The following is a 17,712-nucleotide window of genomic DNA, read 5'->3' as shown; positions in this document are numbered from 1 at the left end:
ACGGATTTACCCGACTGGCGTAGACGCATCTGGGCTCGCGGCGCGACGCGGGACCGCCAGGCTCACCGTTGCGTTGCATTGCGTCGCGCCTCGCGCGGGCGCGCCCTTGGTCATGCGTGTCGCGACAGGCGCCTGCGAGCCGCCATCAGGCCATGGGATCGTGCTCGAGGTCCGTCACCCATTGTGACAAGCGATCTCGGTACCAGGTCTGCTTGTCGTCATCGAGACGGATGACCAGCACCTGCCATTCGCTCGAATCCCGGTCGAGATCGCCCACGGAATCGCAATCGGGACGGTGCAGGTTCTGCAGCCACAGGTCGACGATGTAGACGCGCCATCCCGAGGAGGACCCGCTGAAATCCCCGAATACCAGGAAGTGGTGTCCCGGCACATGAATCAACCGGATCGTCGAGGAGAAGGCCGGATTCTGGATCAGCTTGTGGAACACGATCGCGACGCACTGCTGGCACGCGGCGAACTGCGACCTCAGGGCCTTCGCGCCCATCAGGTCCCAGCCCGGCGCATCCGTCGGATTCACTAGCATGGTGGCCGTCATCTCGCTCATCTTCGACGAGGAGGACTGCGTCATCTTCAGAGCCTTCCTGGCGCCGTCGGAAGGATCGTAGTCCGCCAGCATGTTGGTGACGACGATCCGGCGCATTTCCCTGGAAGCCATGAGGGCGCGCGCGATCCCGGCGTCGCGTTCGATGTCGAGCTTGAGGTGGGGGCTGCGCGAGGGAATCTCGCTCCTGAGCACCTTGGGCGCGGACTCCGTCTGAAGCACGGGCGTTGTCGGGGAGCTCGCCGGCAGTCGCACGGGAGGGGGCCCTTTGGCAAGCATCAGGTTGAGCCTGTCATGAATGTTGCCGATCGGCTCGCTGCTTTTCGACTCGTCCTTTTCCACCACGAGCGAGCTGGCCTGGGATGCCGTGCCCATGTAGACGTGCGACGACGGCATGACGTCCCTCGGGGGAGCGCTCCCGTGGGCAATTTCGTCCTTCAACTTCTGCAGCACGCCCTTGCAGCCGCGCTCGCGGCATTTGTTGGAGAAGGTCGATTCCTGCACCTTGTCGCAAGCGCTGCACTTCCAGGCCTTCTCGAGCTTTCCGCTGCAACCGCGCTGGTTGCACTTGCCGCTGGAGTTCTTCTTCTGGATGGCATGACAGGTGTTGCAGATCCTCAGCATCGTGTTCTCCCCCTGGTTGGTTCGATATGCACGCGACTTCCCGCCCGGATGCCCGCTGCAAGACAGCAATCTTCGGGTGGTGTCGAGACACCGTTGCCCCTCCATTGCCGGGTCCACGTTCGGGGGAGCGTCGCTCGTGCTTCTGGTTTAATGGCTATGGTCCGTGCGAGCTTTACTACATCGTAGGGTTCCTTATCAGCGTCATCGTCAGTGAGGTGAAGATCCCACTGGATCTGTTATAGGCTAAATCGCCCAACGCACAGTTGGACAGGCAGGAACATTTCGAGAAAAGCATCGGTGAGAACGGTGAGGGCTCAGTTCACTTTATTGCCTCTCGCAGGATTGGATGAGAGGGGAATTCCTTGGCTGGTTACTTCAGCGACTATTCCTACCTATGCGAAAAATAAAGCATTGACTGTGGAGCCTCATAAGATTTCAATGCGCGTCGCATCACAAGCAAATTACAAAGTCGTCTGGACGCGCGCCGAGAAGCGTTGCTAAATAATCCGATTTCTTGACCTGGGTGGATTGTGTCGGCTCCTCGTGCCTTTCGAAGGCGTATTTTCAGTTTTTGCAGGGTGGACAAAAATGGCCAGGATCAGGATCAGGCGCTTCAAGGCCAAAGGCTTCCGGGACCCCACCTGGAGTTACCGGCGGCTTGCGTCTATCCTTGTCTCAGCGCCTTGGCTGCCAGCGGCGCCGACGGTGTCTTTCGCACTCTTCGATAATGGCTACCGCCCAGCAAGGGCAAACCCAAAAGGAGAAAACCAGATGTCACGATCCATCTCGCAGCGCGCTTTCATGGTGTTCGGTGGGCTGGCCTTAGCGGGTACGCTGACCTTGGCGCAAGCGGCGCCGGTCTCATTTGAAGTGCCGTTGACGGGCGCCCAACAGGTTCCGCCGGTGCAGACGCCAGGCAGCGGCAGCGCAGCCCTCACGTACGACGCCAGCACGCGGGTCGTAACCTGGAACATCAGCTTCAGCGGATTGTCGAGTCAGGCCACGATGGCCCATTTCCACGGGCCCGCCCCGGCCGGCAAAAACGCCAGCCCGAAGATCTGGCTCTCTCAGAAAGGCAACATGGAGATGACGAGCCCGATCAGCGGTCAGGCCACGCTATCCCCGGACGACGCCAAAATGTTCGAAGCCGGTGACATGTACATCAACGTTCACAGCAAGGACCATCCGAACGGCGAGATCCGCGGCCAGGTGGTGCCGCCGAAGAGCAACTGACGCAACCACTGAAGCCGCGCCCTGAAATCGGGTTCGCGGCAAACTCAGAGATAAGCCGCGAGCAGCATCACCACGGCAGCGCCGACGCCGAGCGGCAGCAGCGCCAGCAGCGCTGGCGTCTGCCGCGGCGCGTCGATGGACAAGGGCAAAAGCTTGTAGCCGGTTAGCATCGGGCGCAGCAGGTTGTGTCCCTTCGCTACTGCGTAGAGAGCGATCACGAGCACGTGCAGCGCCACCGCGGCGAGCAGCACGTCCCAAACAACCCCGTGCAACGTCGAGATCGCGTTGGCGAGCCACGCAGGCACCACTTCGCTCAACGGCCCTTCGTCGGCGATGTCGTTGTTGACGTAGAGCCCGCTCAGCGTCTCGGCCAGCAACAACGCGAGCAGCAGCAGGACCATCCAGCCGCCGGCCGCATTGTGGCCCACCTGCACATCCGGCTCGCGGCGAAACAGGTGACGCAAATGACGAAGTGCAGCCGCGGGCGACGCCACGAAACTGCGAAAGCACGCGGTCTCACTGCCAAAGCAGCCCCACAGCAGCCGGGAAATAACCAGCGCGAGCAGCGTCTCGCCGACCCGGACGTGCCAGTCGATCCAGTTCAGTTTCAAGGTGACCCAGGCCGCCGTGACCAGCACGACCACCAGCCAGTGAAACAGTCGCACCGGCGCGTCCCAGACCAGCACCGGGCGGCGGACAGGCTGTGTCGGCCGCGTGACAGGTTCGTGAGCATCCATGTGTCGCGGCTCCGTCCGCAATCGGCTGGAAGAGATACAGGCCCGGGATGAACACCACGCTGTCGGCTCCGGTCCAGGCTAATATATTTTATTACCTCAATGACTGCTCCGACTTTCGTCCAGCTGAACACGCCATGCCAGCGGAGGTCCAAGCTATTGTTGTCTTCGACAGGTCTCCGCCATGTTTTCCGCTTCGTTTGTCCACGCTCACGCTGCCCACGCTGAGTGGCGAGTGGCTCTCGCCGAGTGCCAGAGGCAAGTTCAAGCTCAAATGGCGACCCGTGCGGCACAGCAAGATGAACCCGCACCGTTCACGCTCGGTTGGTGTTACCTGAGCGACTATTACGCACCCGCGTCCGAGGCAATCCTCGATGAACTGCACCGGAGCCTGCCTGGCGTCGCCTGGGTCGGTACGGTCGGTGTCGGGGTCGCGGCAAGCGGCATCGAATACATCGACGAACCGGCCCTCGTGCTGATGGTCGCTCCGCTCCCACCGGAATCGTTTCGGCTATTCTCCGGCCAGCAGCCACTGCCTGCGACATCCTCCGGGTTCGTGGCCCATACCGCTTTGGTCCACGCCGAAGGCAGCACGCCGGATGTGCAGGAATTGCTGCACGAACTGAGCGACCGCACGACCACTGGTTATCTCTTCGGCGGGCTATCCTCGGCGCGAAACCGTCCGCTACACATGGCGGAAGGCGTGTTTACCGGGGGGTTGTCCGGCGTGCTCTTCGGCCCCGAGGTTGGTCTGATTTCGCGCGTGACGCAAGGCTGCCAGCCTGTCGGGCCGGTGCGCACCGTCACCCAGGCCGAACGCAATCTGGTGTTCGCGCTGGACGGCAAACCCGCACTCGATTGCGTGTTGCAAGATCTTGGACTCGACCGGGATCTGCCAGTCGATGCGTTGTCGCAGGCGCTGTCTACTACCCTGGCGGGCTTGAGCACCGGCGCCGAGGACGTGCCGAAATGGCCTGGAAAGTTCGGCGCGGATACACTCGTGCGGCACCTGGTGGGCGTGGATCCTCAGCACCGGGTCCTGGCGATTGCGGATCTGGTCGAGCCCGGCATGCATCTGGCCTTTTGCACGCGCAATCGCGAGGCCGCCCGGGCCGACCTGGTGCGCATTGCAACGGAAATCCGCGCGGAACTGGAATGCGACACGGCGAGGCACATATCGGGTGCGCTGTATGTCAGCTGCTCGGGACGGGGCGGTCCACACTTCGGAGCGCGGCATGCGGAGTTGCAGACGGTGCGAAATGCGCTAGGTGAGGTACCGCTGGTGGGATTCTTCGCTGGCGGCGAGATTGCAAGGAGTCACCTTTACGGCTACACCGGCGTATTGACGGTCTTTACGAACCGGGACTGAGGTCACGAACTATTCTGATTCTTGCTCGAGTCATGCAACAACGCTTTCGCTCATCGCTTGTGATAGGTGCCGATCAGTTCGGCGTGCGCCAGTACGTGCCCCTGCATGGCCTTTTCGAGCGCCGCCTTGCTGGGGCTTTTCAAATCGGGCAGTACGGTGTCGAGTGCATACAGCTTATGAAAATAGCGGTGGCGTCCCACGGGCGGGCACGGGCCGCCGTAAGCGGCACGTCCGAAGTCATTGGTGCCTTCGAGCGTGCCGCCCGGCAATCCCCCCGCAGCAGCGCCCTCGGGCAGCCCGATTGCCGTCGGCGGGATGTTGTAAAGCAACCAATGTACCCACGTCATTTTCGGCGCGGCCGGGTCCGGCGCGTCAGGGTCGTCGACGATCAGCGCCAGGCTTTTTGCGTTCGAGGGCACGCCGGACCACGCGAGCGGCGGGGAAACATCGGCGCCCTGGCAAGTATGTTGTGGGGGAATCTCCCCGTTCTGTCGGAAGGCTTGCGACGTCAGCGTGAGAGTCATGGCGCGCTCCTCGGCGGCAACGGTGGATGCCGGTCCCGGTGGGAAGATCAACGCGATGAGCAAGAGTGCCAACAGACAACGCGGGGCTGATGCCCGAGCGGCTTTTTTCAAGGCGCTTGAGGTGGTGTCCGGCACGTTGAAGTCGCTCATCGCCACGCTTCGTACCCTGTCCGTGACCGCGGCCGTTAGTTGGTGCGCGCTCTGCGCGAGTCGCGACGGAAATCGAAGCAAGGCTTTTATCGTGACATAAGTTCCGCCCGAGCAAAAGTGGCTGTGTTTGATGATCGTCGCGCACGGGTCCCGGCATCGATCGCAGCAGGCATACGCGGAGCCGGAAAGCATGCATCTGGGAAACCCGGCCGATACCGCGTGGCTGCCCATCCGATGGTGCATTGCGACAATCGAGCGTTCAGTTCGTATTCCCGGCCACTTTGCAGCGTGTGATTAACGAGGCGAGGCACTGGCCCCTTTTGCGCGCCTGCATCGTCCGGAATCGAGTCTGGACGCGCTGCGGTTTGAGTGCGCAAGCGCAGCAGTGTTCGTGCGGTGCCGCTCGTGCGCGTGAACTCCGGCACGGATACGATATCTGAATGAACATGGAGGGCGTGTCATGAGCACGGCTGCCAGTTTTCAGATCGGCTACACGCAATATCTTGGCTCCGACGGCGAGCCTGCCCAGCCGTTACCTGCCTTTGCACAGGACCCGACGGCGCTGATTCCGCTCTATCGCGCGATGGTGCTGACACGGGCGTTTGACACGAAGGCGGTCGCGCTGCAGCGTACTGGCAAGCTCGGCACCTTCGCGTCGTCGGTCGGCCAGGAGGCGATTGGCGTCGGCGTCGCCAGCGCGATGGAGCCCGGCGACGTGCTGTTTCCTTCGTATCGCGATCACGCCGCGCAATTGCTGCGCGGCGTCACGATGACGGAAAGTCTGCTGTATTGGGGCGGCGACGAACGCGGCAGCGACTTCAGCGTGCCCCGCCACGATTTTCCGAACTGTGTGCCGATCGGCACACAGGTGTGTCATGCCGCCGGCGCGGCTTACGCGTTCCTGCTGCGTCACGAGCCGCGCGTCGCGGTGGCGATATTCGGTGACGGCGGCACGTCCAAAGGCGATTTCTACGAGGCAATGAACATGGCCGGCGTCTGGCAGGCGCCGCTTGTCCTCGTGGTCAATAACAACCAGTGGGCGATCTCGGTGCCACGCAGCCGCCAGAGCGCTGCACAAACGCTCGCGCAAAAAGCGATCGCTGCGGGAATCGATGGGCTGCAGGTCGACGGCAACGATGTGATCGCGGTGCACCAGGTGGTCCACGCGGCGCTCGCCAAAGCTCGCCGCGGCGATGGCCCTACGCTGATCGAAGCGCTCAGCTATCGCCTTGGCGATCACACGACAGCCGATGACGCGACGCGCTATCGCGACGCCGAAGTCCTCAGCAAGCAATGGGCATACGAACCGTTGCTGCGCCTGCGCACTTACCTGATGCGCATGAACGTCTGGGACAAGGCGCAGGACGAGCAACTCGGCCGCGCGTGTCTTGCGCAGGTCGAGCAGGCCGTCGACGCGTATCTGGCGGTACCGCCGCCGGACACATCCGCCATGTTCGATCATCTGCACGAGACCTTGCCGTTGGCGATGGGTGAGCAACTGGCGATGGCGCAGCGATTCGCGCCTCCTGCGGGGAACCGCCATGGCTGACCTCAACATGGTCGAAGCGCTCAATCAGGCGCTCGCCTACGAACTGGCGCACGACCCAGCCGTCGTGCTGCTCGGCGAGGATATCGGCGTGAACGGCGGCGTATTCCGCGCGACGGTCGGGTTACAGGCGCGATTCGGCGCGCAGCGGGTGATCGATACGCCTCTGGCTGAAACCGCGATCGCCGGCAGCGCGATCGGCATGGCGGCGATGGGCTTGAAGCCGGTCGTGGAGATCCAGTTCAGCGGGTTCATCTATCCGGCCATCGATCACGTTCTGAACCACGCGTCACGTCTGCGGCATCGAACACGCGGACGGCTGACGTGCCCGCTAGTGATCCGTGCGCCGTGCGGCGCAGGGATTCACGCCCCGGAGCATCATTCCGAAAGCCCTGAAGCCTTGTTCACCCACATCCCCGGATTGCGTGTCGTGACGCCGTCGTCTCCTGCACGCGCATACGGTTTGCTGCTCGCGTCAATCCGCGACCCGGACCCGGTGATCTTCTTCGAGCCGACGCGACTCTACCGGCTCTTCAGGCAGCCGGTTGAGGATAACGGCGAAGCGCTGCCGCTCGACAGCTGCCTGACGTTGCGCGATGGGTCGGACATCACCCTGGTGAGTTGGGGGGGAGCATTGCAGGACGTGCTGGCCGCAGCCGATCTGCTTGCGCAGGAAGGCGTGATGGCCGAGGTGATCGACGTGGCGACGCTCAAACCGCTCGACATGAACACCATTCTCGCGTCGGTGGCGAAAACCGGACGCTGTGTGATCGTGCACGAAGGCTCGCGCACCGGAGGGGTTGGCGCGGAAATTGCCGCCAATATTGCCGAGCGCGGACTGTACTCGCTGCTCGCGCCGGTGCAGCGCGTCACCGGATATGACGTGGTGGTGCCGCTGTACAGACTTGAGAATCAATATATGCCAGGCACGGAGCGCATCGTTGCCGCGGCGAGGCAAACTCTGGAGGCGTCGTGAAGCCATGAAAGTCTTCAAACTGCCCGATCTCGGAGAAGGCTTGCAGGAAGCGGAGATCGTCGAGTGGCACGTCAGGAGCGGCGAAGAGGTTCGCGCGGATCAACCGCTGTTGTCGGTCGAAACGGCGAAAGCGATCGTCGAGATTCCGTCGCCTCAATCCGGCCGTATCGCGAAGCTGTTCGGCCAGCCGGGCGACGTCGTGCATCTGGGCGCGCCGCTCGCCGCCTTCGAAGGAGAGGGCGACGAAGCCGATGCCGGCACCGTGGTCGGCCACATGGAGGTCGGCCAGCATGGGGTGCAGGAAGCGCCGGCAGCGCCTGGCGGCGGCATGGGTGCGGGTGTCGGTGTGATCAAGGCGATCCCGGCGGCGCGGGCGCTCGCACGCAAGCTGGATGTCGATCTGGCGATGGTGACGCCATCCGGTCCGGAGGGTGTCATCACGGCGGCTGACGTGCAGCGCGTCGCGAAGGTCCTCGCCGAGCTCGGGCCGCCCGAAGTGCTGCGCGGCGTGCGGCGCGCGATGGCGCAGAACATGGCGCGCGCGCAGAGCGAAGTGGCGGCGGCGACCGTCATCGACGACGCCGACATTGATGCGTGGCCGCCGCATACCGATGTCACGATCCGGCTGATCCGCGCGCTGGTGGCAGGATGCCGTGCCGAACCGGGGCTCAACACATGGTTCGACGGACATGCGGGGCGGCGCCACGTGCTGGAGAAGATCGATCTTGGCATCGCAGTCGATCTGCCGGATGGCCTCTTCGTGCCGGTATTGCGCAACGTCGCGCTCCGCGACCCAGCGGATCTGCGCGGCGGGCTCGACCGGATGCGTGCCGACATCCGGGCACGCAGGATTCCGCCGGAGGAACTGCGCGGCAATACGATCACGCTGTCGAATTTCGGCATGATCGCCGGTAAATATGCGGCTCCCGTGGTTGTGCCGCCCACTGTCGCGATTCTCGGAGCCGGGCGCATTCATGAGCAGGTCGTGGCGGCAGCCGGCGTTCCCGCCGTGCATCGGATCCTGCCGCTGAGTCTGACATTCGACCATCGGGTCGTCACGGGCGGTGAGGCGGCGCGTTTTCTCGCCGCGACGATTGCGGATCTGCAGAAGGCGCATTAGCCGTGCTCGCGTGTTCGGACGTGCTTACGCTCCGCATCTCACGTCGATGGCTGCGAGAAACTGCGAACACTGACATGCCCATGCCGCTGACCGCCCCCCAATCATTGCTGGAGCGTGTCTGCGGCATCCCGAGTCAATCCCGCCAGTTAGAAGGCGAGACACCGAGGGGAGGCACCGATAAGACTAGTGGGTGGAAAATACCGAAATGCCCCCATTCGGGAATCCTGCCGCGCCGGCCTGGAAGGGCACATAGACCTGGCCGAGTGCTGTCGACGTACATCCAGACATTCCGCGCCGACATCAACCCTCAAACCGTAATCACACCAGGGAACCCCTGCACTAGCTGGAAGCTGGACGGGTTATACGGGCCAATCATCTGAAGCTGCGCGACGACGAGGTTGCTGAGCCCATGCACGGTCAGCACACCACTGCCGAACACGATGCCGGTCACCTCAGCATTCACCACGATTTCGTGAGTGTGTGCAAAGCCGCTGATCGCGCCCGCGAACGCGCCGGGACTTCGCAGCACGAGCTTCGCGTGCAGACCGTCGAACGAGACGGTCTGCCCGGATTCAACCGCTTCGAGCGACGCCAGGCTGTGGGCCTGAAGCGAAAGCTTGCCGTCATCGGTCAAAGCGCCGAAACATTGCAGTTCGCCGCCGGCGGCGACCGTCATCGAGTAAGCGTTGCCGTTGTCAGCATTATCGATGTCGCCTACAAGGATCAGTTTGCCGTCGGCCGTGATCGTTCCGCCGCTGTTGTCGATGCCCTGCGCGGCGATCACGGTTCCGCTGCCCAACAGCGTCCCGCCCTTGTAGACACCCAACGCCAGCGTATCGATCATCCCGTTCGCCAGCGATATCGCGCCATTCACGATGATCCCGACACCCGCCGACACGAAGCCGTGATCCTCGACCGTCAGCGAGCCGGTTCCCATGTGCTGGACTTCCAGCTGGTTATCGACGATCAGGCGGGCGTCGCGCCCTTTGACCGTCACCGAGCCGATGCCCTCCGTCGTCGTCGTAGCCCCGCTCGGCGTCACTTGCTGGCTTTTCGGTTCCCAGCCAATCGCGAGATTCTCTGCCACGACCAGACCGCCTTCGTCCACGTTCAGCGTGCCCGTCGAATTGCGGCCGACGATGATCTGACCGCGCGCAAGCAGCGCCGCGTGCTGCACGTCGACCGTGCCGCTGGATTCTGGGTGGTTGCCGATCACCAGACACCACGGGTAGATGAGCGGATCGGCATTCCCGACGCTCATCACGCCGCCGTGCCTGATCGTCAGCACACCGGGGCCGTTCTGTCCAATGGACATCGGCAGATCGCCGCCGTTGACGACGGCGCCCGCGCCCTCGACCACGAGCGTCGCATCCGAGCCGGCGAGCTCCGGCATCTCGATCGCGTAGTTATCCGGCGTGTGGCTTCCGACGATCACGACAATGCTGCCCGCATCGACCTTCATATTGCCGATCATCGGCGGGTTGGACTCAATACCCACGACGAAGTGAAGCATCGGCGTGGTCAGCACCGCGCCCGGCAGCAGCGTCAACTGTTGTGCGTTGACGGGGCTGCCATACGTCTCGGTGAAGTGCCCTGCGAGCTTGACCGTGCCCGACGTGTACAGGATTTTCGGGTTGCCCGTTCCTGTGATCGGCACGGCGGCGCCTTCGATCTTTGCCATGTCGTTGGGTCCGGGCGGCGCACCCGCTGCAGGCGTCCAGTTTGCGGCTGTCGAGAAATCGCCTGTGCCCGCACTTCCGGTCCACTGAAAAATCGTCATGATGATCTCCATTGCGCCCGCAACGCATCGGCGTGTAGCCGCTGTTTCCTACGTGCAAGCTTCACCGCTGGCATGCGTCGATGCTTTTGCTCAACACGACAATGCGTCGCCAGCGGTTTGACGGTGCTTCTTTGCTGCTGCATGCGCCCGCGATCACTGACCGCCCATATAGATTTGCTTCAACACTTCGTCAGAGGCAGGCGGAACGCCGCTACGCGACCCCGACGCCGATGAACCCGGCATCACGCCGCCATATCCTGTCGCTCCGTTTTCGATCGACACGCGCGCTTCGGCTGCCTGAACGTTCGCGGGATAGTTGGGGTCTTCGACGCCGGGGTGATACCCGGCCTGTTCGAGTTGCTGCAGTTCGGCCTGCACCTGCGCGCGCGTCGGCGTTGCATCCGATTGTGCGAACGCGGCGAGCGGGACGGCAAAAGCCGATACGGTTGCGACTGCGATAATCAACGATTTCACAAGAACCTCCTTCTAGATGTCGCGCTGCACGCGCCTTGGCCACTCGCGCCTGCCATCGACCCTCCCTGGAGTCCAGGCAAGCAATCATTCCCGATATATTCGGGTGTGGCACTCATCGCGCGATGGCGTGCTGACATCCGATCATCAAGACCGCCGGCGGGATCGTCTCCGTCGATGGAAATAAGATCGACGTGCCGGCTAAATGAAGACGGTCGAAGGTTCTGTATTTTTCGCACTTCCTTCAAGCGGTCTTCTTCATCGAGCGATTTCCGTTAAGCGTTTGACGTCAAGCGATAGCCGCTACGTCTTCGCGCCGCGCCCGCTCTTCGCGGTCGATTCATTGCTCGCAAACAGTGCGGCGAGCCAGTCGATGAACACGCGAACCTTCGTGCTCAGGTGCCGGTTTGGCTGATACGCGACGAAAACGGGAACGGGATCCGATACCCAGTCGTTCAGGACGGCTTCGAGCGCGCCGCTTCGAAGGTGTGTAGTGGCGGAAAACGTCAACGCGTGTACGACACCGAGACCGGCCAGGCTCATGGTCAGACACGCCATGATCTCGTTCGAGGTGAGTCCGCGCCGATTCTGCACTTCCACGCGTTCACGATCTTTCGTTACCACAATCGGAAAGGGCCGGTTGGTTCGCGAAGCGATGGTTCGGATGACGACATGGCCATGCTCGAGGTCAGACGGATGCGAAGGCCGCCCGTGTTTGTCCCAGTACGCCGGCGTCGCGCACAGAATCTGCTTGACGGCGCCGATCTGTCGCGCCGCAAGCGATTGATCGAAGATCTCCCCCGCGCGCAGGACGCAGTCGACGCTTTAGCGCATGACTGGTGCCGTCGACCCACCCCTCGTTGCCCTCCAGTTTGATGGGGAACAGTACCCGCGCCGTTTCGTATGTGTGAAACCGCACGTCAGCCTTCAAGTTTCCCTGCGCGCGGAGCCTGGATAGCTCATATGCTGACCAGATGGCCCGGCCACTGATATTTTCAATCCGCTCAGCCTCACGAGAACGTCCATGAAAAAGATATTTGCTCCCCGGATGTCCGCGGTCGCGCTACTTGCCGCCGCTGGCATCGCCTTGATACCAGCCCTCACACACGCCGAGGATGGCGCCCGCATTGCCGGGCAGATTTGCTCTGGCTGCCACGGCGTACACGGGCGCAGCGAATCGCCGATGTTTCCGAAGCTCAACGCCCAGACACCTGAATACATCGAAGCCCAGCTCAAGGGATTCCGCGAACACGCGCGTGGCGAAACCGCCGCCCGCGATTATATGTGGGGCCTAGCCGCACTGCTGGACGAGGCAGCCGTCAAATCACTGGCCGATTATTACTCGCATCAGACCGCAACCCGGGGCGCGGCGGGTGACCCCACCTTGATGGCCACGGGGCGGGAAATCTTCGAACACGGCGTGCCGGACAAGGGCGTGCCGGCCTGCGCTTCATGCCACGGCGCGCAGGCCCAGGGGGCCGGTACGATTCCGCGCCTCGCAGGGCAACATCAGTGGTATCTGCTGCATCAGATCGAGGTTTTCCAGAACGGTACCCGCGGCAACGCACCCGTAATGACCGCCGTTGCTCATACGTTGAATTCCGAGCAGGCCAAGGCCGTTACCGCCTATCTTCAATCCAGATAGGCGGTTGCCAATTCCTGCGGTCGACGGGCGCTGACCCCATGCGCCACCATGTCCGCGCAACCGTTGATCTCCATCAAGGCAGTGGCGTTAGTGCGCTTTGATGTCGAGCGGAGGATGACTAGCATTAAGGTATCGGCACAGCTTCCTGCTCATGTTTCTGGTGTGAAGCAGCAAATCGATTCGCCGATGCTTTTCATGTACTGCTGCGGAGTTTGATATGCAGTCTCTGGGACCGCGTAGTGCCATAACCGTCATCCTTCATGAACACGAGCAGATGTCGACTGTGGTAGAGGGCATGCGGCGCTTTGTGCGTCTCCTGGCGGCAGGTGCACCCGTACCGGGCCTCATGGTGCTTCGGGCGATGCTCTATTACATCCGCGAGTACCCTCAGCAGGTGCATCATCCTAAAGAGGATCGTTACCTGTTTACGCCGCTGCGGGACCGGACGGATGAATTTGACTACGTCCTTACGGAACTGGAGTCCCAGCACGCTCGAGGTGACATGAAGTTGAGAAATATCGAGCACGCGCTGACCCGGTATGAATTGAAGGGCGCCCCGGCACTTCGGGAGCTGCGAGCCGTGGTGGATGACTATGCAGAGTTCTATGCAGACCACCGGTGTATGGAAGAGACGTTAATTTTGCCAGCCGCCAGACGTCTTCTGACAAACGAAGACTGGGCGGAAGTCGACGCCGCCTTTGGAGCAAATCGTGATCCGTTCGACGGCGTAAAACTTGAAGACGATCTCGGCAAATTATTCTCTATGATCGTCGAAACGATTCCGGAGACGGAAAGTTAGCAGTTCGGTTGGGCTTCTCGATCAGTACGAAGGCGACTTTAAGGATCTGATCAGGACTGTCGCTATACGGTGCGCCGGTATCCACGTCGCAAGGTGTCAGCTCCCAGCGGTTCCCCACTGGAGATCGAGCCGCCGACGCGTAAAATGCGCCCACGGTGAGCACACAAAGCAGAGCCTGTACACGTCGCGCACGCCATCGAGATTGACCGCCAGTGTCATGGCACCCCCTTCGCTTCGAGCGCCGGTTTCGGCAGCCTTCGACAAGCTGGGCACGCTAACCGGGGTCGTCCGCGAACACGCTGTGCTCGGCCACAGCCCGGGCATCATGGAGGCAGCCAATCGCGGCGCGTACGATGAGTCTCGCCTTTTCAGTGACGATGTTGCTTGACGCAGATCAACGGAGAAAAAATTTGTTTCGGCTTGCAAATCGTATGATCTAAACCCCGTGGAGCGACATAAGTTTGATAGACATCAAGTGTTGGCTCCATCGGGGACGCACAATAGCGATGCCTCGTCGTGAGCGGAGTGCGTCGAATATCCGCCGCTCCTTTCATAAGTCCTTACGCCCGAACAGGGATGCGGCGAGCCTTGGATCCGGATCCCTCCTGGCTTGCGAGCATTGGTTGAGATCCGCAGAGCACGCTTTTTGCGGAGAGTGACCACCATGTACAGCAAGATTCTGCTTGCCATAGACGGAAGCGATCCATCACGACGCGCGCTAGACGAGGCATGCCGGGTCGCTGTGCTCTCAGGGGCGCGCGTACACGCCGTGTATGTGGTCGACAAATGGGGGCTTTCTCCATATGCAGGCTATTACGATCCGGAAGCCCTCGGCCGCGTGCTGCACGCAGACGGTCATGGGGTTCTGCATTCGGCGCGCGAGGTGCTTGCCAAACAGGGCGTCGAATGCGATACGGAAATCGACGAAACGCACGATCGATCCGATGACGTTGCACATTGCCTGCAGCGTTGCGCGCAACGTCAGGGCGCGGAGCTTGTCGTCATGGGAACACACGGAAAGCGCGGATTACGTAAAGCCATTTTGGGTAGCGTCGCCGAGCGCCTCCTGCACATGGCGACGTGCCCCGTCCTGCTCGTACGCAGCGATGCATCTTCCGAAACGGGGAGGGTTTAGCACACATCAGCTGTCTGAGCGTGGCGGGTTCGGCCTGTGAGCGAACCTGCCCCGTCGCTCCGGTGTCTGCGTCACGTAACGCCGGTTGATCTCGATCATGACGGCGCCAACTGGCAGCGATAACGCGGCGAAGCTTATCGACGACGAAGTGCGCAGGGTCCTCGCCGAAGCACACGCACGCGTCGTGCGCACGCTCGTTGAGCGGCGCGAGCAACTGGACCGCATTGCGAGGCGGCTGCTCGAATGCGAAGTGCCCGATCGCGAGACATTGCTGAAACTTCTGACGGAAAATGAACCGGCTGCCGAAGAGCTGATCAGACGCCGGATCAACCTTCATGCTTTCGGCAACGACAGTGCGCGAGCTCCAGCAGCGAGGTTACGAGGCAGCACAGGCGGCGCTGGACCTCTCCCCGCCTTGATGGTGCCTTGATACAGGCGCGGTGCATCCTTACTGGTGTGCCTGCCAGAACTTGACGAGCGCGGGATAGATAAGCTGGGACCATCTCGGTCCTGTGAACAGGTCGTAGTGGTCGCAATCGGCGATCGTCAATTGCCGACGTGCTGTCTCCTGAATACCGCTGCAAAGTGTGTGCGCGATATGAGTTTGCCCCGCGCCAGTGATCGTGTCGCGACTCCCTTCCACCGTACACAGCGCGGGGGCAGCCAGATCCTGCGGCCGGACGTGGCGCGTGCCGACTTGCCAGGTCCCCCGTGCAAGTCGGATTTCATGAAAAAAGACGCGGATCATGTCAAGAAAATACGCTTCGGCCATATCGAGCACCGCTGTGTACTCTTTGAGCCGATGCAGGCTTTGAGCGATGGCTTCCGGGTCGCCCGACCACTGGCTTGCCCAGTAGCGCGACTGAACGGCCCATTGACGTTCAGGATGAGACGCGACGATCGCCGCGTGCTGGATGAAACCTGGATAGACCCGGCGTCCCGCGCCCCGGTAGGGCAGCGGGACGGTGTCGATCACGGTGTTGCGAAACCAGTCGATGCTGTGGGAGCGGGCGAACCGGTCGACGCTGGTGGGGTTCAGGCGAGCATCGATCGGTCCGCCCATCAGCGTGAGACTAAGCGGCGTCGCTTTGCCTGCGCTTGCCTGCAGCGCGGTCGCCGCGAGCGCAGGTCCCGTCGCCTGGCACACAGCGAGCACGTGCAGACTGGCGGCGCCCGCCGACTGTAAAAAGCGCTCGATGGTGAGGACGTAGTCGTCAAGGCCGAATGGACCATCGGTGCACGGCACGTCACGCGCGTTGGTCCAGTCAGTGATGCAGACGTTGCCGCATTGCAACAGCGATTCGACGGTTTCACACAGCATCACGGCGTGGTGTCCGGCGAGCGGAGCGCATACGAATATCTCCATCGGCTCGAGCCCGTTTCCGGGGCGTGGAGACGCCATCGGGGTGGAGGCACGGGTGAACTTGCGCAGTGCGCAAAATGGCGTGCTGTCGATCACACGCTCGATGATTGGCACTTCGCTGTGACCGATCCGGACTGACGAGATGCCAAAAGGCGGCGGCTCTGGCGCGGGTCCGAACGCGGTGGACAGCCAGCCGGAGCTGCCGGCAGCAGGCGATGCACCAGGGAATTGCGTCAACCGGCTAGCGTCGTCCGAACGCACAGGCCATCCGCCGAGCATCTGCAGCAGCTTGTGCTGTGCTTCAAGCCACGCGTACCACATGCCTACTCCTGCGTGAGAGCGCTTCCGGCCCTGCGAATTCCGACAGCGCGCGCCGATCACTGCGGCACCGGACGGTAGCATGCCGGGCGTGTCGAATTCGGGAGGCGGATGACCGGATTCTGTGAACCGTGCCCGTCAGAGCGCATGTCGGGCGCGCGAAATGGCGCTATTGCCTCGTCACGGATAGCGTGTCGCCGCGCAGGTCACCGGCATTTGATGCGGATCAATCGCCGGGCACTCACGGGGAACAGGCTGACAAAGGGAAGACAACCCTGCATGAACCCGTCTTGCGCAGGGCGCTCACAGTGAGATTACGCTCGCAGACTTCGGAGGTAAATCATGAAGACCGACAGGCAACTCAAACAGGATGTCGAGCAGGAGCTTGAGTTCGACCCAGCGATCAACGCAGCCGGTGTCGGTGTCGAAGTGCGCGATCGTATTGTGACGTTGGCCGGTCATCTGTCCCCGACGGCCGGCTTGACGATCCTGCACCATGGTTGATCAGGATCAATCGAACGGCCGTCAAAGGCAATAGATTGGAAGCTGGCCGCGAACAGGGGCTCCCTTTAACGCCGTCAGATTTCTCTCTTCCGGATCCGGATTGGCGATGCAACAACCCATGATCGAAACTCACGACCTCGCACGCCGGTTCGGTGCAGTTACCCGCCATGGCCTCTTCGGTGTTGCGCAACGCTGGTTCCCGGCCCCATGCCATCGGTAACGCAGCGCTGACGAAATCTACGTCGCCGTCACCGGCCGGAATCTCTGCAGGTGATGGGAACGAGCATGAGGTGTCGCCGGGAACCCGTCGCGAAGCGCAGCGATTGCCCCATCGCGTTGCCTGCAGAGTCCATAAGGTCGACCCCCGGACAACTCGCACTAAAGCGCATACTGCAACGCCAGGTCGAAGGTGATGATCGCCAGCGAGCAGCCGAGGCCGGCCAGCACATTGGCGACCCGGTGTTCGAAATCGTGATCCCGACTCATCCACGCGCCAATCAGGAAAACAGCGCCAAAGTACGCCTGAAGCGCTACAAAGACCAGCATCAGCAGGAACTCGTAACCCATGAACCTGAAGTTGGCGAAGTTCATCCCGTAATCGAAAATCCATCTCCCAACCCGATGAGCCTCGTAGGCCAGCAGCACAACGGGAAACAAATAGCTGGCAACATAGGTCGGCATCGTTGCGTGCCGCAGTTCCAGATGAAAATGATGAGCGGCTTGCATTTCAGCCCCCTTTCATGGCCTTTATGGTTCCATGCTAGTCATTGATCGTTGAGCGCGAGAGCAGCTGAACGCGTCTCCGTTGATCCTGATCAAGCCCGCACCGAAGTGCCGTCAGTGCAAACGCGATCTGATC

The 17,712-nt window shown here is 61.9% G+C and carries 17 protein-coding genes and 2 pseudogenes; 10 read left to right on the top strand and 9 right to left on the bottom strand.

The annotated features are described in order from the left end of the window. Nucleotides 1-145: 145 nt before the first annotated feature. Complete coding sequence (locus P3T23_RS10295) at nt 146-1,186, bottom strand: hypothetical protein (RefSeq protein ID WP_429316051.1); 1,041 nt, start codon at nt 1,184-1,186, stop codon at nt 146-148. A 771-nt stretch (nt 1,187-1,957) separates the two neighbouring features. On the opposite strand from P3T23_RS10295, the gene P3T23_RS10290 reads away from it, so the two are divergent. Then, complete coding sequence (locus tag P3T23_RS10290; RefSeq protein WP_429316050.1) at nt 1,958-2,419, top strand: CHRD domain-containing protein; 462 nt, start codon at nt 1,958-1,960, stop codon at nt 2,417-2,419. Nucleotides 2,420-2,463: 44 nt separating this feature from the next. Here the strand turns inward: P3T23_RS10290 and P3T23_RS10285 are convergent, their stop codons facing one another. Next, on the bottom strand, nt 2,464-3,156 hold the full coding sequence (locus P3T23_RS10285; protein ID WP_429316049.1) for a cytochrome b/b6 domain-containing protein: 693 nt from the start codon (nt 3,154-3,156) through the stop codon (nt 2,464-2,466). A 181-nt stretch (nt 3,157-3,337) separates the two neighbouring features. On the opposite strand from P3T23_RS10285, the gene P3T23_RS10280 reads away from it, so the two are divergent. Continuing rightward, nucleotides 3,338-4,522: an FIST signal transduction protein gene (locus P3T23_RS10280; RefSeq protein WP_429316048.1), complete on the top strand. Its 1,185-nt coding sequence runs from the start codon at nt 3,338-3,340 to the stop codon at nt 4,520-4,522. A 50-nt stretch (nt 4,523-4,572) separates the two neighbouring features. Here P3T23_RS10280 and P3T23_RS10275 read toward each other — a convergent pair whose 3' ends face one another. Beyond that, nucleotides 4,573-5,046: a YbhB/YbcL family Raf kinase inhibitor-like protein gene (locus P3T23_RS10275; protein WP_429316231.1), complete on the bottom strand. Its 474-nt coding sequence runs from the start codon at nt 5,044-5,046 to the stop codon at nt 4,573-4,575. Nucleotides 5,047-5,656: 610 nt separating this feature from the next. Between P3T23_RS10275 and pdhA the strand changes: the two genes are divergently transcribed. Genes pdhA through P3T23_RS10260 form a run of 3 tightly spaced genes read left to right on the top strand, consistent with a single transcriptional unit; the run spans nt 5,657 to nt 8,838 of the window. Further along, complete coding sequence (pdhA, locus tag P3T23_RS10270) at nt 5,657-6,745, top strand: pyruvate dehydrogenase (acetyl-transferring) E1 component subunit alpha (protein ID WP_429316047.1); 1,089 nt, start codon at nt 5,657-5,659, stop codon at nt 6,743-6,745. Further along, nucleotides 6,738-7,718 carry an alpha-ketoacid dehydrogenase subunit beta gene (locus P3T23_RS10265; RefSeq protein WP_429316046.1) on the top strand — a complete coding sequence of 327 codons (981 nt, stop codon included), beginning with the start codon at nt 6,738-6,740 and terminating at the stop codon, nt 7,716-7,718. The genes pdhA and P3T23_RS10265 overlap by 8 nt, the downstream gene beginning before the upstream one ends. Before the next feature lie 4 nt (nt 7,719-7,722). After that, nucleotides 7,723-8,838 (top strand): dihydrolipoamide acetyltransferase family protein, encoded by a 1,116-nt coding sequence (locus P3T23_RS10260; protein ID WP_429316045.1) that lies wholly within the window; start codon nt 7,723-7,725, stop codon nt 8,836-8,838. Nucleotides 8,839-9,145: 307 nt separating this feature from the next. Here the strand turns inward: P3T23_RS10260 and P3T23_RS10255 are convergent, their stop codons facing one another. The 3 genes from P3T23_RS10255 to P3T23_RS10245 form a co-directional block, all read right to left on the bottom strand. Next, a complete protein-coding gene (locus tag P3T23_RS10255; RefSeq protein ID WP_429316044.1) occupies nt 9,146-10,618 on the bottom strand; it encodes a hypothetical protein in 1,473 nt (490 codons plus the stop codon). A gap of 153 nt (nt 10,619-10,771) precedes the next feature. Then, nucleotides 10,772-11,092, bottom strand: coding sequence for a DUF4148 domain-containing protein (locus P3T23_RS10250; RefSeq protein WP_429316043.1), 321 nt, complete (start codon nt 11,090-11,092; stop codon nt 10,772-10,774). 300 nt (nt 11,093-11,392) lie between these two features. Then, complete coding sequence (locus P3T23_RS10245; RefSeq protein WP_429316230.1) at nt 11,393-11,899, bottom strand: LysR substrate-binding domain-containing protein; 507 nt, start codon at nt 11,897-11,899, stop codon at nt 11,393-11,395. 214 nt (nt 11,900-12,113) lie between these two features. Here P3T23_RS10245 and P3T23_RS10240 point away from each other — a divergent pair, with 214 nt between their 5' ends. Both P3T23_RS10240 and P3T23_RS10235 read left to right on the top strand, forming a co-directional pair. After that, complete coding sequence (locus P3T23_RS10240; RefSeq protein ID WP_429316042.1) at nt 12,114-12,734, top strand: c-type cytochrome; 621 nt, start codon at nt 12,114-12,116, stop codon at nt 12,732-12,734. Nucleotides 12,735-12,951: 217 nt separating this feature from the next. Next, nucleotides 12,952-13,533, top strand: coding sequence for a hemerythrin domain-containing protein (locus P3T23_RS10235; RefSeq protein ID WP_429316041.1), 582 nt, complete (start codon nt 12,952-12,954; stop codon nt 13,531-13,533). Nucleotides 13,534-13,561: 28 nt separating this feature from the next. Here the strand turns inward: P3T23_RS10235 and P3T23_RS10230 are convergent. Then, nucleotides 13,562-13,752, bottom strand: a pseudogene (locus tag P3T23_RS10230) (hypothetical protein); the annotation flags it as partial. Between the two features lie 445 nt (nt 13,753-14,197). On the opposite strand from P3T23_RS10230, the gene P3T23_RS10225 reads away from it, so the two are divergent. Together P3T23_RS10225 and P3T23_RS10220 are read left to right on the top strand one after the other, a co-directional pair. Further along, on the top strand, nt 14,198-14,668 hold the full coding sequence (locus P3T23_RS10225; RefSeq protein WP_429316040.1) for a universal stress protein: 471 nt from the start codon (nt 14,198-14,200) through the stop codon (nt 14,666-14,668). 97 nt (nt 14,669-14,765) lie between these two features. Next, nucleotides 14,766-15,098 (top strand): hypothetical protein, encoded by a 333-nt coding sequence (locus tag P3T23_RS10220; RefSeq protein WP_429316039.1) that lies wholly within the window; start codon nt 14,766-14,768, stop codon nt 15,096-15,098. Between the two features lie 18 nt (nt 15,099-15,116). Here P3T23_RS10220 and phaZ read toward each other — a convergent pair whose 3' ends face one another. Continuing rightward, nucleotides 15,117-16,352, bottom strand: coding sequence for a polyhydroxyalkanoate depolymerase (gene phaZ / locus P3T23_RS10215; RefSeq protein WP_429316038.1), 1,236 nt, complete (start codon nt 16,350-16,352; stop codon nt 15,117-15,119). Between the two features lie 339 nt (nt 16,353-16,691). Between phaZ and P3T23_RS10210 the strand changes: the two are divergent. Further along, nucleotides 16,692-16,811 (top strand): annotated as a pseudogene (locus tag P3T23_RS10210) (BON domain-containing protein); the annotation flags it as partial. A gap of 420 nt (nt 16,812-17,231) precedes the next feature. On the opposite strand, the gene P3T23_RS10205 reads toward P3T23_RS10210, so the two are convergent. After that, entirely contained in the window at nt 17,232-17,579 is a 348-nt protein-coding gene (locus P3T23_RS10205) for a hypothetical protein (RefSeq protein ID WP_429316037.1), read from the bottom strand. Between the last annotated feature and the right edge of the window lie 133 nt (nt 17,580-17,712).

The organism is Paraburkholderia sp. GAS448, assembly GCF_050435685.1.
Lineage (GTDB): Bacteria > Pseudomonadota > Gammaproteobacteria > Burkholderiales > Burkholderiaceae > Paraburkholderia.
The sequence above is the reverse complement of the archived record's forward strand: the minus strand, read 5'-3'. Positions and strand labels throughout refer to the sequence as shown.